Origin of the sequence: Clostridium bowmanii (genome assembly GCF_018861315.1) — a bacterium.
GTDB classification, from domain to species: domain Bacteria; phylum Bacillota; class Clostridia; order Clostridiales; family Clostridiaceae; genus Clostridium_AD; species Clostridium_AD bowmanii.
Genome location: NZ_JAHLDL010000029.1, coordinates 25,439 through 39,732, shown reverse-complemented (window position 1 = coordinate 39,732; position 14,294 = coordinate 25,439). Strand labels below are relative to the sequence as shown.

The following is a 14,294-nucleotide window of genomic DNA, read 5'->3' as shown; positions in this document are numbered from 1 at the left end:
TAAGTTAAGTAAAGTTTAACTTATGTTAATTAAACTTTACAATGGAATATATTATTATTTTTTGTAATTATAGGGGATTTCAATTGTAAATTTACTGCCTTTTCCTAGCTCGCTTTCTACAGAAATTTTTCCATTTAATTGAAGCACTATATGTTTAACAATAGCAAGGCCTAGGCCTGTGCCGCCGTTTGATCTAGAACGAGCCTTATCAACTCTGTAGAATCTCTCAAAAATACGCGGAATTTGTTTTTTAGCTATTCCAACTCCAGTGTCCACAACCCATAAGATAAATTTATCAGCGCAGTCCTGCGTTCCAATACAAACACTATCACCTGTTTCCGAATAATTTATTGCATTACCTACTAAGTTAATTAACATTTGTTTAAACTTATCAGCATCACCCAGGCATGGTTTTATGTCCTGCTGCTCAATGGATAGCTGGATTCCTTTTACATCTGCTGTATTTTTCATTAGATTATAAACGTCTCTTACAATTTCATTAACATCAATTTGTTCTTCCTTAAATTCCTTTTGTTGTTCTATATGTGAAAGTGTTAAAATATCTGTAATTAATCTAGTTAATCTATCAGCTTCTTCATTGATTATATTTAAAAATTTTTCCTTTGTGACATAATCATCAACATATTTTAAAGTTTCTGCAAACCCTTTAATAGATGTTAGCGGTGTTTTAAGTTCATGTGAGACATTAGCAACAAATTGTGTTCTCATTTGCTCTAATTTTTTCACTTCAGTAATGTCTTGTACTACAGCAACGGTACCAATATGCTCGCTTCTATTAATTATATCTGCAGTTTTTATTCTAAGTGATCTTTCTTGTGGCCAACCTATCTTTATTTCTTTATAATCATCATCACTTTGATTGAAAATATCTTCTAATTGAAAGTCTCTTATATTATCTAGAAGATTTTGTCCTATAATATCTTTGGTGATTCCAAACATCTTTTTAGCATAGGGATTAATCATTATCACTTTATTTTTTCTATCTACAGCAATTACTCCACTGTCCATACTTTGTAGAATTGCCTCTAGCCTGTTTTGCTTATCTGTGACTTCATTTAATGTAAACTCTAATTTATCCGCCATCTCATTAAAATTCTTAGCTAACGTACCTATTTCACCATCTGATAGTATCCTAGCCCTTCTATGGAACTCACCCTTACTAATTCTTGAAGTAATAAAAATCAAATCTGTAATTGGTTTTACTATAATATAAGAAAGCTTTAGAGAAAACCAAATTGATATTGCAGCACAAAATATTATGGCTATTATGTAAAACTTAAAATATTTACTGCCTAGTCCATTTACGATTTTAAGAGGCATGGAGCTTCTAATAATATGTCCATCATCAAAAGAAGTGGCAAAATACATCATATTTTCCTCAGTAGATGCACTATGTCTCATTGAATATCCACTACCTCTTTTTCTTGCAACTATTATTTCTTGCCTATCATTGTGATTTCCCATAGTTTCACCGTTTACAAATGAATCATAAATAACTTTACCAACCTTATCTACGTAGGTTACTCTTAACTCCGAATGGCCTAAGTTTTCCACAAAAAATTTCTCTTGGTCTCTTAAATTATTGCTTTGCAATAAACTAATTATCATATTATTATTTATTTGAAGTTTATCTTTTAGATTTTGTTGATATTCATAATTAAAAATAGATACAAATAGTGCAGTTACTACTGCAAATATAAAAATTACAGTACTTAACAAATATATCAATAATTTTTTTTTCATGATTATTCTCCAAAATTGAATCTATATCCTATACCCCTAATAGTCTGGATATAGACTGGATTTTTGTCATCGTCTTCAACTTTTTGTCTTAGATGCCTAATATGAACATCAACAGTTCTTGTTTCCCCTAAGTATTCATAACCCCATATTTTATCTAGTAAGAAATCTCTAGTCATTACTCTACCTTTATTCTTAATTAATATTTCTAATAATTCAAATTCCTTTAATGTTAAATCAACCCTATTTTCACTTTTAATAACCTCGTGCTTACCAAAATCAATAGCCAAATTACCAATTTTGAAAGTCTTCTCAATTAGCTGCATATTAGTTCTTCTTAGTATAGCCTTTATCCTTGCAACTAATTCTCTTACTGAAAAAGGTTTCGTAATATAATCATCTGCACCTAATTCAAGTCCTATTATTTTATCTATTTCCTCTCCTTTTGCTGTTATCATTATTATAGGCATATTTGACAATGAGGTGTCTTTTCTGATTTCCTTGCAAACATCTAACCCATCCATTCCAGGTAACATTAAATCTAATAACATTAATTGTGGTAATTGTTCTTTCGCAAGCTTTACAGCCTCTATACCGTTGCCAGAACATATAACTTTATACCCATTTTTCTCTAAATTAAATTTAATTAACTCCTGTATATGTTCTTCATCGTCCACCACTAATATTTTTTCTTCAGCCATGTAAATACCTCCATATTTTTCGTTGAAATTATTGTTTCAAATAAACAAAAGAAAACATACGCCCTTGTTTATCTTCACTATTCCTATAGGAATATAACTCATATTGTTTATTACAAGCAGTACAAGTATTGGTAGTACTAATGTTTTCTTTTTTAACTCCCTTGTCTACAAGCTGTTTCAAAATGCATTTTTCTAAATCTAATTTACTGTTATTACTTATTTTAATATTACTATAAATATCCTCACTAGTAAACTCTTCTATTAATTCCCTGCTAACTTCATAACAACAGCTTCTAATATGTGGACCAATAAAAGCTCTTATTTCATCAGCTACTGAGCCATAATCTTCTTCTAGTTTGTCAATAGTTTTACTTACAATTAGTGCTTTTGTACCTTTCCACCCACTATGGATTGCTCCTATTACTCCATTCTTAATATCTACTAAAATTACAGGAACGCAATCCGCTGTAAACACACCCACTGCCGTTTTGGTTCTATCTGTAATTAGTGCATCTCCATCTTTAACATTTTCATCAAAAGTGAAAATCCTGTCACTGTGAATTTGATTTAAATAACCAATAGATTGCAAATTATAATACGCCTTAATTTTTGCTAGATTTATTAACCCTTGCCTAGTATTTTTATTAAAATTGAGCCCATTCTTTGCTGTGGAAAACAAAACCACTGCATTATCCTGCTGGAACTTTATAAATTCATAATCATTAATAGTTTCAATCTCCATTATTTCACCTCATTTTTAATGACCATCTTTAAACTCCTGTAATTTCCCAAAATACAAAAAATGCCTAAAGGCATTTTCATTCCTTAGACATTAACTTTCTTATCTCTTCCATAAAGGTATTAATATCTTTGAATTGCCTATAAACTGAAGCAAATCTCACATAAGAAACCTCATCTACATTTTTTAAAATGCTCATAATAATTTCTCCAATATAGTCAGATTTTACTTCTGTAAGCATTTCATTATTTAATTGTTTTTCTACTTCATCACAAATGTCTTCTATTTGCATTCTTGATACGGGTCTCTTTTGACAGGCCTTCATAAGTCCATTTATTATTTTTGTCCTATCAAAATATTCTCTATTGAAATCCTTTTTTATTACTAAAATTCGGATATCTTCCACCTTTTCATATGTGGTATATCTTTTAAAACAACTTAAACACTCTCGTCTCCTTCTAGTTGCAATATTATCTTCTGTTGATCTAGAATCAACTACTTTACTTTCCTCACAGCTACAATATGGACACTTCAATGTTCTTCACGTCCTTTTTCTAATATAGTTAGCAAATATACTAACATTATACACTTTTTAATATAAATTAAAATAGTTTAGTCCCATAAAAATAATAACAAGTACTAACCTGTTATTATTTTTAAGCGCTTAATTATTCATTTCCAATATTTATATCACTACCATCTACAAGAATAACATCCACACCAATTTTTTTTACCTTTTCCCAAGGTATCTCAATACTATTATTTTTATTAAACCAAGAGGATTTTTGAGTTGGAAGTAAAATTGAAATAATTCTATACTCTTCACAATCAACTTTTAAATCCTTAATATATCCCATTTTAGAGCCTGAATTTATATCTATAATTTCCATCTGTCTTAAGTTATTTATTGCAAACATTAAGCTTTCCATTTTATTACCCCCTTACATGGATTCTTTAAAACAAGCACTTATTGTACTTTTTTTTAGCTGACTAATACTTTATACTATTTATATTCATCAGTTAATTAAAATATTATTTTAATTACGAATATTTCTTATTTGTTGTAATAAAACAATTAAAAATCCTTTCAAAAAAAGGGCCCCTTTAAGGGACCCTAAACATATTTTCTCATATGCTTTAATGCAGTTTTTTCAAGCCGTGATACCTGTGCTTGTGATATGCCTATTTCACCAGCAACTTCCATTTGAGTTCTACCATCGAAGAACCTTAAATTTAATATTAACTTTTCTCTATCATTTAATTTTTTCATTGCCTCTTTAATAGATATATTTTCAAGCCAACTATCATCTAAGTTTTTAGTATCGCTTATTTGGTCCATTACATAAATAGCATCTCCACCATCATGATAAATTGGCTCAAACAAAGATACTGGGTCTTGCAACGCATCCAGTGCAAATACAACATCTTCTCGTGGTAATTCTAGCTCTTTTGCTATTTGAGATACAGTAGGTTCTTTATTATCTTGATTTACCAATCTATCTCTGACTTGCAATGCTCTATATGCAATATCCCTAAGTGATCTGCTAACTCTTATAGAGTTATTATCTCTTAAGTATCTTCTAATCTCTCCAATAATCATAGGAACTGCATATGTTGAAAACCTGACATTTAGACTTAAATCGAAATTATCAATGGACTTCATTAAACCAATACAGCCTACTTGAAATAAATCATCTACATTTTCTCCTCGATTATTGAAGCGCTGTATCACACTTAAAACCAATCTTAAATTTCCGTTAATAAATGTGTCTCTACACTCATACTCACCATTTTGTATCCTATATAACAATTCTTTCATTTGCTTTTCTTTTAATACTGGTAATTTTGAAGTGTTTACTCCACATATTTCTACTTTGTTGATCATCATAAGGTCATCATTCCCTTCTGAGTAATTGCATTTAAATTATGTCCTTATGATTTATTTTTTATACCAAAGACAACCCTATACCATTTTATTTATTTCTTTTTTCAATCTTTTTATAATTCTTTTCTCAAGTCTTGAGATATACGATTGAGATATTCCAAGTATATCCGCTACTTCCTTTTGTGTTTTTTCTGTAGTACCATTTAACCCAAATCTTAATTGCACAATTTCTTTTTCTCTTGCATTTAAACGTTGCATAGCAAGCCAAAGCAATTGTTTATCTACATCATCTTCTATAATATTATAAACCACATCATTATCTGTACCAAGAATATCAGAAAGTAGCAGTTCATTGCCATCCCAATCAACATTTAAGGGCTCGTAAAAAGAGATTTCTGTTTTAATCTTACTATTCCGCCTAAGATACATTAAAATTTCATTTTCAATACATCTTGAGGCATATGTAGCTAGCTTAATTTTTTTACTAGGATCAAAGGTATTAACTGCTTTTATAAGTCCTATAGTCCCTACAGAAATTAAATCTTCAACATTTACGCCTGTATTTTCGAACTTCCTAGCTATATAAACTACCAGTCTCAGATTTCTTTCAATTAAGGTGGCTCTAACTTTTTTATCTCCTGTATCTAACCTAATTACTAATTCATCCTCTTCATCCTTAGTCAAAGGAGGCGGTAGTGCATCATTACCCCCAATATAAAACAAATTTTTTGAAAACATTTTGAATTTAACAAATAACTTGTTTAACATTACTTTGAAATTAAACATAATCTCCTCCTTATTTCTATTATTAGCATATAATAATTGTTGATGTTTTAGCTCATTAGTTTAATAGTCCTCTAGACATAAGCGCATTATAGTCATTATCTTTACTTAATTTATACTCACAAAAGGCTATAATTACATTCCTTGTTTCAATGTTTTTTTTATCAATATGAATATTAATATACTCTGGTTTAAAACCGGTGAGTCTACCAACACTTCCATTTACTACAGTATAGGGAATCTGATAGGTATTATTTTTTTCAAGCATTATCTCACTTAAAATGTTCCTTTCAACAATTAATACTGGTAAATTAGTAGCAGGCTCTCGAAGCTCATTTCCTGTATCTAAAAATGCCCTAATAGTTTTTTTATAATTTTTATTTATTATATCAACGGTGTATATAAGTGTGGATATTTTTTTTCTATCCACCACAAAAATCATTATCCTATATATCAAGATATATATTATCATTACTGAGAGTAATAATTTTTCATAGGGAAAATTTATTATGATTACGTTAAATGACATATCTTTACTATTGCTTATTTGAATAAACATACACATTCCAGCTAAAAGAATTGAATATAATAGATAAATTAAAGAAGCTTTAATATTGAATAAAATACTTTTTTCTCTAAAAACAATTAAAATCATTGCAATAACTACTAATATTTTAAAAGGTGTATATGTCAAATATTTAAGCTTTGGGTAAACTACTGTTAAAACATATAAGCTTCCTAAAAAACTTGAAAGGCACAACCATATAAGCCTTACTCTTTTTCTTAATGTTTGAACAGTAACATGTAATATGAATAGATTAACTATAAAGTTTACTAATATTAAAACATCTACATATACTATCACCGGCCCTTCCTCCTTTAAATTATTATATTACTTATGCAATCAAAATTTTGTCATTTTTTACCACATTTTTTTAATTTTATTCTTCTATAAATCGTCACTAATTTCTATATTATTTTAAATGAACAGGTAAAAGTAATAAAAAAAGACCTACCACCTACAAATCTACCACCATAATAAAGCCTATTATAAGGTCTCTAGTCAAAGTAATGTTGTTTTAGAGGTAATTGGTCCTATTAATAATCAAAATCATTTTAAACGCAAATAAAGCGCCTATACGGCACTTTATTTGTTGTGCATATCCAAATAAATAATAAATCAGCATACTTGTCTTTTTATTTGAAATGAATTACTTACTTTGTCTTCTTAAAAAAGCTGGAATTTCTAAATCGGAATCTTCATAATTTTTAGTATAAGCCGCTTCTTCAATAGGTTTCACAAATTCTTTTTCTTTAGACTTTGGAATAGTTTTATTTTTTAATATATTTTCATTTTCAAATCCAGTTGCAATAACTGTTATCCTTATTTCATCTTTTAAGTCTTCGTCTATAACTGCACCAAATATAATATTAGCATCTGGATCAGCAGCACCTTGTACAATCTCTGCTGCTTCATTTATTTCAAGTAACCCTAAATCCATTCCACCAGTAATATTTAAAAGAACACCTGTAGCACCAACTATTGATGTTTCGAGTAATGGACTTGAAATAGCTTGTTTTGCTGCTTCTTGTGCTCTATTATCACCTGAAGCTCTACCTACACCCATATGTGCAAGACCTTTAGCAAGCATAATTGTTCTCACATCTGCAAAATCTAGATTTACAAGACCTGGTATAGTAATTAAATCAGATATACCTTGTATACCTTGTCTTAAAACATCATCTGCCATTTTAAAAGAATCCATTAATGTAGTTTTCTTATCTACCATAGTTAATAATCTTTCATTTGGAATTGTTACTAATGTATCTACTGTTTCTTTAAGTGTCTTTATTCCTATTTCAGCATTAATCATTCTTTTTCTGCCCTCAAAAGGAAATGGTTTTGTTACAACTCCTACAGTTAGTATTCCCATTGACTTAGCAATTTCTGCAACCACAGGTGCAGCACCAGTTCCTGTACCGCCGCCCATACCAGCAGTAATAAATACCATATCGGCTCCTTTTATGGCTGCTGAAATTTCATCTTTGCTTTCTTCCGCTGCTTTCATACCAATTTCTGGATTAGCACCAGCTCCTAGCCCTTTAGTTAATTTATCGCCAATTTGAATTTTTTGAACCGCCTGAGAAAGAATTAAAGCCTGTTTATCTGTATTTATAGCTATAAACTCTACGTTTTTAAGTCCCTCCATAATCATTCTGTTTATAGCATTGTTTCCTCCGCCTCCACAACCAATTACTTTAATTTGAGCAAATTCTTGAACTTCAACATCAAAATCTAGCACAACACTGCCTCCTTTTTAGAAAAAATCTGCAAAAAAACCTTTAATTTTTGATGCAAATCCATTTTTTCCATTTTTATTTTGGTTTTTTGACCATTTGTCTTCGTATGAATTTTCATCTAATTCTTCAGATAGACTACTACTAGTTCTAAGATTATTAACAGCTTGTATGACTATTCCCACAGCTGTAACGTATATAGGGCTAGCCGCTCCTACGTAATCTGGAGAGCCTATTCTTACAGGCTTGTCCAGTATCTTTTTGCTAAGTTCTGTGGTACCTCTAAATAAAGATATCCCTCCACCAACTATAACTGCACCAGAAATTTCTTTGTAATATCCACTATTTAATAAGTTCTTTTTAATTAAATGTAATAATTCTTCTACTCTAGCCTCAATTATATCAACTAATAAATTATTATCAATTTCCATAAAATTATCATATGAATCTTTAACTCTAATTTTCTCCATATCCATCTCATTTCCTTTAACTAAACTTCCATATTTAAGCTTTAGTTTTTCGCCTTCACTAAATGGGATTTTAAGACAAACTGATATATCGTTGGTTATATTATTGCCACCTAGTTGAAGAATAGATGTATATTTTAGTTTTGCACCCTTGTAAATAGAGATATCAATGGTTTCTGCGCCAACATCTACAATCGCTATACCCATGTCTTTCTCTTCTTTTCTTATTACTGCCTCTGCTATAGCTGATGGCTGAAGTACTATACCATTAACTTTAATTCCAGCACGCCTTACACTTTTCAATAAATTACTAACTACTGTGGTTTGTGCCATGACTACTTGTGCTTCTACTTCCAGTCTTTCTGCACTCATGCCTCTAGGGTCTTTGATATTGTCATATCCATCAACAATATATTGTTCAGGTTCAACACCGACTATTTCTTTATCCGGTGGAACAGATATTAGCTTAGCGGCTTCAATTACCCTGTCCACATCGCCTTGTTTGATTTCTCTGTCTTCAGAAGATATTGCAATCATTCCCGTATTTCTTACTAATTCACAAATTCCTCCAGGTAAAGATATATATCCCTCGCTTATTTGTGTATCAGTCATACGTTCCAATTGTATGACACATTGTTTTATAGCTTCAGCTGTGCTATCAATATCTATTACAACTGATTTATTTAAACCACTACATATCACTGATGTAATGCCTATAATCTGAAGTTTTCCATTGCTACTAATCTTACCAACTGCTCCACATATCTTTGACGATCCTAAATCAATTCCTACTATATGTTCTTTCATTAAGTTTATCCCCCCTCATAAGAGAAACCTCAAATGTATATATTCAACAAAAAAATAAATTTTCCTCTTATTTAAATCGTTTTTTTATAATATTTATTATAAATTTAAATACAATTAAAAGCAGATATAATTTAATTGCATTTTTACGGATATTTATAAACTTAATTTAAAATTTGTAAGCCAAATTATATTAATATTAAAAAAAATAACTTTTTCTTCTAGACTTAGTATAATAGCAATATCTAAAAAAAGCAATATTATATTACTTAGGTTATTATACCCAATTAATATTGGGTAAATAATTTATAACAAAAAAAATACAAAGCCAAAAGTTATAAATCATGCATGCTTTTAGATTCATTTAGTTATTCACTAAAGTGAAAGCATTCTTATCATCATTTCAGTATCAACTGAGTAAGTCATTGCTTCGTCTTTGGATATAATACCTTTTTTGTACAACTCCGCAATTGACATATCCATAGTTTTCATGCCATATTTCCCTCCCGTTTGAACGCAGGACTGCAATTGATGGGTTTTACCTTCCCGAATAAGATTCTGAATTGCAGGAGTAGATATCATTATCTCAAGGGCTGCCACTCTTCCTTTTTCATTAATTTTAGGTATTAATTGCTGAGAAACTATTCCTTGCATTACTGCAGCTAATTGGACTTTAATTTGTTGCTGCTGATGTGGAGGAAAAACATCCACTATTCTATCTACTGTTTTCGCAGCACCTATAGTATGTAAAGTAGAGAAAACTAAATGTCCAGTTTCAGCTGCTGTAATAGCAATGGAAATTGTTTCAAGGTCCCTCATTTCTCCAACTAATATAACATCCGGATCTTCTCTAAGTATTGCTCTTAAAGCATTTTTATAATTTTTACTGTCTTTGCCAATTTCTCTTTGATTTATAATAGATTTGTTGTGTTTATGCAAATACTCAATAGGATCTTCTAATGTTATAATATTACAGGCTCTAGTAGAATTAATTTCATTTACCATAGCAGCTAATGTAGTACTTTTACCACTGCCTGTAGGTCCCGTTACTAAAACTAACCCTCTTTGTTTTGTGGTAAGTTCCCGAACAACCTCTGGAAACTCAAGTTGTTTGAGTGTAGGTATTTTCAGTGCAACTACTCTAATAGCTATAGTATCGCTTCCTCGTTGCTTATAAACATTGACTCTAAATCTTCCAAGTCCACCAATAGAGTAAGAAGTATCAATTTCTCCACATTCATAATATTCTTCATAAGAATCTTCTAAAATTTCTCTTGAATACCTTTCAGTATCCCCTGGAGTTAATTTGTCTTTGCCAATTTGCATTAGATGCCCATTAACTCTAATAATTGGTACAGATCCAACTGTTAGGTGTAGATCTGACGCATTCTGTTCTGTGGTTTTTTCTAGTAATTCGCTAAGTGATATCATTATTTATCCTCCTGTTCTTCTAATGAAGTTTCCCAAATATCTATGGCAAAATGAGCTTGAAATTCTAACATATTCTTGCCATTTATAATCTTTGCTCCATTTTCCTCACCTTGCTGCAGAAACCTTGTTTTCTCGGGTATATAAATTAAATCGTATAATATATTTTTTTCTGAAGTATTTTCTAGTTTTAATGGAAACTCTTCGAGATTATTCATCCCACCAAGCGGTGTACAATTAATAATTATATCATAGTTATTGCAATTTATGCTAGAATTAAACTCCACAAATTTATGCATTTCAGAAAATTGCTCCATAACTTTTTGTTTGTTTCGTCCTGCAATATCTATAAACTGTATCCCCAAATTTTTAAGTGCAAAAAATATGCTTTTTGCTGCGCCTCCATTTCCAATTATTAGTGCTCTACCCTTTAGCGATTTAACACCCTCTACTTGAAGACTTTTTATGAAACCTAAATAATCTGTATTGTATCCCACAAGCTTACCATTTGTTACAGCAACAGTATTAACAGCACCTATCTCGTTTGCTGGATATATTATCTTATTTAGATAGCTAATAATATGCTCTTTATAGGGTATAGTTACATTAAAGCCAATTATATTATTTCTATCTAAATTCTCAATAAAATAAGTTATTTCATTTTTTTGTAAATCGAATAACTTATAATTAAAATCAAATCCATTTAATTTGTAATACTCCTTGTGAATTAGTGGTGATTGAGAGTATTGTATATTATTTCCAAGCAATCCAGTATACTTCACTTTATCATCTCCAGGTTATAAAATTAGATGAAATTATAATATTCGACAAAATTATAATATTACCCTCTTTTATTTTTTTCTTATCCATATCATAATTTATTTGGACTATTCAATTTAGTTTTACTAGTGCAATTTAATTCTCTGTAAAGCTTCTTTAATGCTCTTTTTTCAATTCTAGAAACATAGGACCTAGAAATTCCTAGAATCAATGCTATTTCTCTTTGAGTTCTAGGATTGCCATCAAGTAAACCATAGCGCATTTGAATTATTATTTTTTCTCTATCCATCAAAGCTACATTAATTTTATTATAAAGTTTTTTAATTTGTATTTTATTTTCTACTATCTCAATAATAGAATCTTCATCGCTACTTAATACATCCATCAGAGATATCTCATTTCCCTCTTTATCAATGCCAATAGGGTCTTGCAAATACACTTCACCCTTTGTTTTCTTATTATTACGAATAAGCATGAGTATCTCATTTTCAATGCACCTTGCTGCATAGGTGGCAAGCCTTGTTCCCTTACTTGTATCAAATGAATCAATAGCTTTAATTAGTCCTACAGTTCCAATGGATATAAGATCATCTACATCTTTTCCTGGGTAGGAATATTTTTTTACTATATGAGCAACTAATCTTAGATTCCGCTCAACTAATATACTTTTAGCTAGTAAATCGCCTTCTTTTAACTTTGTTAAATAACATTTTTCTTCTTCTTCACTTAGGGGTTGCGGAAATGAACTACTACCAGTTATATAAGCAGTTAAAAATGTAACATTTCCAATCATATCTAATAAACAATTCATGAAAAACACAGAAGTTCCTCCTAATAGTGCTTATTAATATAATATGATTTATTTTATTAATAGTGCTTGTATACTAAAAAAAATAATATTTTGTAGATATATTTAATCCATATCTTTAAATGCATTAACTATCTCTTTGAATATAGGAGCAGCTGTACTCCCACCAGATTCTTCTTTATCAATTTTATTCACGAAAACAACCATAGAGTAATTTTTTCCCCGCAAATTAAAAAAACCAACAAACCACCCATCGTAATACTTTATTCCCTCTTCAAGATACATACTAGTGCCTGTTTTCCCACCTATATCCATGTCTTTAACAATAGCTTCTCTTCCTGTCCCATTTTTTACCACATCCATCATATCAAGTTTAACTTCTCTTGCAGTTTCTTTTTTTAACACCTGATAAGTTTTAGAAGTAATTCTCTCTAAAACTTTATTCTCACCATTTACATATGCATCTATTATGCTTGGCTTAACATATATTCCATTATTTGTAATAGTATTGGGAATGCTAATTGCTTGTATCGGTGTTATTCTAATCTTCTGTCCAATAGCCGTTTGACTTAAATCTGTCTGTGGACTTGATAAACCCACTTCAAATTTACCACTTTGCTCCTGTTCCAAATTTAGCACTTTGTTTAACATACCTTGATTTTCTGCATAATTATATATATTTTGAAATCCTACCTTCCAGCCTAATTGAGCAAAGATGTTATTGGAAGAATCCCGAAAAGCCTCACCAACTGTAAATTTATTTTTGTTGTTATAATTATGTGAGTCTTCTGGGAATAAGCCCGGAATTATTGTATATATTTCATTCTTGTTTATTAAATCCATATCTAGACCAGCTTCTTCCACAATAGATTTAAATATCGATCCTGGATAAGCGCCATAAGTACTTGGATATCCTAAATTAGCATTGGATAAACTATCATCCTTTTGAGCCATTGCTCTTATTTTACCAGTACTGCTCTCCATTAGTACAACACCAATTTGGTCATATTTTTCATATTTTTTCTCATGAAGAATATCTAAAGCACTATCTTGAATTTCTTTATCTAAGGTAAGTCTCACATTAATATTTTTTTCAGGCTCAATAATTTTACCTTCAGATATTTCACCATCAACACCTTTAACAAACCTTATTTTTGTAAATTCATTATTTTTAGTTTTATTATATATTTGCATTTCTAAAGAATCAGCACTTTTAGATACTAGTTTGCTAAAGTACTTTTTCGTTATTGGATCAATACTATTTTTATTATATTTTGTTTTTGTCAATATATTTTCAATATTCCAATATTTATTATTATCTTCTTTTATCTCATTAGCTGCATAAGTATAAAAACCTCTTACTTTTTTAATATCCTTAAGCTTTTCAAAAGTCACTTCATCAACTTTATATTTTATTTTCTCCCCATTACTATTACCTTTTAACTTTTCTAGATCATAATTACTATTATAATTTCTTAAAGTAAATGTTAAGGCTTGCAAATCAAATTTACTGGTATATTCATTAAATCTAAAATAATCTACAGGGTCAATAATTGCATAATAGTTAACATTATACTCTAAAAGAGGTACATTATTGCGATCAAGTAAATTATACTGAAGACCGTACTTTTCATCTATTGTATATTGCGCATTAAACATTGCTTTCAAAGGCTCAGCCTTAAAATACATGTAATTAACTATTTTCCAAATTAAAAAACAAAATAGTAACATAAATATAATCATTAGCATCCAAGTTCTTTTTTGATTTTCTCTCCTTTGATTTGATGATCCAAAAATATTATTTCTACTATACATAAAAACACCTCACTTAGACTAATTC

Annotated in this window: 14 protein-coding genes; all 14 read right to left on the bottom strand. The window is 29.9% G+C overall.

Annotation, left to right across the window (positions count from 1 at the left end):
• Positions 1-54: 54 nt before the first annotated feature.
• The 14 genes from pnpS to KPL51_RS17245 all read right to left on the bottom strand — a co-directional run bounded on the left by pnpS (position 55) and on the right by KPL51_RS17245 (position 14,269).
• Entirely contained in the window at positions 55-1,764 is a 1,710-nt protein-coding gene (gene pnpS, locus KPL51_RS17310; RefSeq protein ID WP_216164068.1) for a two-component system histidine kinase PnpS, read from the bottom strand.
• Between the two features lie 2 nt (positions 1,765-1,766).
• Complete coding sequence (locus KPL51_RS17305; RefSeq protein WP_216164066.1) at positions 1,767-2,462, bottom strand: response regulator; 696 nt, start codon at positions 2,460-2,462, stop codon at positions 1,767-1,769.
• Between the two features lie 28 nt (positions 2,463-2,490).
• Positions 2,491-3,204: a peptidoglycan editing factor PgeF gene (pgeF, locus tag KPL51_RS17300; RefSeq protein WP_216164064.1), complete on the bottom strand. Its 714-nt coding sequence runs from the start codon at positions 3,202-3,204 to the stop codon at positions 2,491-2,493.
• A gap of 76 nt (positions 3,205-3,280) precedes the next feature.
• Positions 3,281-3,736 (bottom strand): transcriptional regulator NrdR, encoded by a 456-nt coding sequence (gene nrdR / locus KPL51_RS17295; RefSeq protein ID WP_216164062.1) that lies wholly within the window; start codon positions 3,734-3,736, stop codon positions 3,281-3,283.
• A gap of 133 nt (positions 3,737-3,869) precedes the next feature.
• The gene (locus tag KPL51_RS17290; RefSeq protein WP_216164060.1) at positions 3,870-4,130 is read right to left on the bottom strand and encodes a YlmC/YmxH family sporulation protein; all 261 of its coding nucleotides are present in this window, start codon (positions 4,128-4,130) and stop codon (positions 3,870-3,872) included.
• A 185-nt stretch (positions 4,131-4,315) separates the two neighbouring features.
• Positions 4,316-5,089 carry an RNA polymerase sporulation sigma factor SigG gene (gene sigG, locus KPL51_RS17285; protein WP_216164058.1) on the bottom strand — a complete coding sequence of 258 codons (774 nt, stop codon included), beginning with the start codon at positions 5,087-5,089 and terminating at the stop codon, positions 4,316-4,318.
• Positions 5,090-5,164: 75 nt separating this feature from the next.
• Positions 5,165-5,872 (bottom strand): RNA polymerase sporulation sigma factor SigE, encoded by a 708-nt coding sequence (gene sigE / locus KPL51_RS17280; RefSeq protein WP_216164056.1) that lies wholly within the window; start codon positions 5,870-5,872, stop codon positions 5,165-5,167.
• A 55-nt stretch (positions 5,873-5,927) separates the two neighbouring features.
• Entirely contained in the window at positions 5,928-6,734 is an 807-nt protein-coding gene (spoIIGA, locus tag KPL51_RS17275; protein ID WP_216164054.1) for a sigma-E processing peptidase SpoIIGA, read from the bottom strand.
• A gap of 346 nt (positions 6,735-7,080) precedes the next feature.
• Positions 7,081-8,172 carry a cell division protein FtsZ gene (ftsZ, locus tag KPL51_RS17270; protein WP_216164052.1) on the bottom strand — a complete coding sequence of 364 codons (1,092 nt, stop codon included), beginning with the start codon at positions 8,170-8,172 and terminating at the stop codon, positions 7,081-7,083.
• Positions 8,173-8,187: 15 nt separating this feature from the next.
• Positions 8,188-9,441: a cell division protein FtsA gene (gene ftsA, locus KPL51_RS17265; protein ID WP_216164050.1), complete on the bottom strand. Its 1,254-nt coding sequence runs from the start codon at positions 9,439-9,441 to the stop codon at positions 8,188-8,190.
• Between the two features lie 372 nt (positions 9,442-9,813).
• On the bottom strand, positions 9,814-10,869 hold the full coding sequence (locus tag KPL51_RS17260; protein WP_216164048.1) for a type IV pilus twitching motility protein PilT: 1,056 nt from the start codon (positions 10,867-10,869) through the stop codon (positions 9,814-9,816).
• Positions 10,869-11,648, bottom strand: coding sequence for a shikimate dehydrogenase (gene aroE / locus KPL51_RS17255; protein ID WP_216164046.1), 780 nt, complete (start codon positions 11,646-11,648; stop codon positions 10,869-10,871). Before aroE ends, KPL51_RS17260 begins: the two co-directional genes overlap by 1 nt.
• 89 nt (positions 11,649-11,737) lie before the next feature.
• Entirely contained in the window at positions 11,738-12,457 is a 720-nt protein-coding gene (gene sigK / locus KPL51_RS17250; RefSeq protein ID WP_244998123.1) for an RNA polymerase sporulation sigma factor SigK, read from the bottom strand.
• A gap of 102 nt (positions 12,458-12,559) precedes the next feature.
• A complete protein-coding gene (locus tag KPL51_RS17245; RefSeq protein ID WP_216164042.1) occupies positions 12,560-14,269 on the bottom strand; it encodes a penicillin-binding transpeptidase domain-containing protein in 1,710 nt (569 codons plus the stop codon).
• Between the last annotated feature and the right edge of the window lie 25 nt (positions 14,270-14,294).

What these genes read in the sequence shown, in the direction of transcription:
- KPL51_RS17290 (WP_216164060.1), bottom strand. Translation starts at nt 4,130, where the DNA reads ATGGAAAGCTTAATGTTTGCAATAAATAACTTAAGACAGATGGAAATT.
- ftsA (WP_216164050.1), bottom strand. Translation starts at nt 9,441, where the DNA reads ATGAAAGAACATATAGTAGGAATTGATTTAGGATCGTCAAAGATATGT.
- sigK (WP_244998123.1), bottom strand. Translation starts at nt 12,457, where the DNA reads ATGAATTGTTTATTAGATATGATTGGAAATGTTACATTTTTAACTGCT.
- sigE (WP_216164056.1), bottom strand. Translation starts at nt 5,872, where the DNA reads ATGTTTAATTTCAAAGTAATGTTAAACAAGTTATTTGTTAAATTCAAA.
- KPL51_RS17245 (WP_216164042.1), bottom strand. Translation starts at nt 14,269, where the DNA reads ATGTATAGTAGAAATAATATTTTTGGATCATCAAATCAAAGGAGAGAA.
- KPL51_RS17305 (WP_216164066.1), bottom strand. Translation starts at nt 2,462, where the DNA reads ATGGCTGAAGAAAAAATATTAGTGGTGGACGATGAAGAACATATACAG.
- KPL51_RS17260 (WP_216164048.1), bottom strand. Translation starts at nt 10,869, where the DNA reads ATGATATCACTTAGCGAATTACTAGAAAAAACCACAGAACAGAATGCG.
- sigG (WP_216164058.1), bottom strand. Translation starts at nt 5,089, where the DNA reads ATGATGATCAACAAAGTAGAAATATGTGGAGTAAACACTTCAAAATTA.
- pnpS (WP_216164068.1), bottom strand. Translation starts at nt 1,764, where the DNA reads ATGAAAAAAAAATTATTGATATATTTGTTAAGTACTGTAATTTTTATA.
- pgeF (WP_216164064.1), bottom strand. Translation starts at nt 3,204, where the DNA reads ATGGAGATTGAAACTATTAATGATTATGAATTTATAAAGTTCCAGCAG.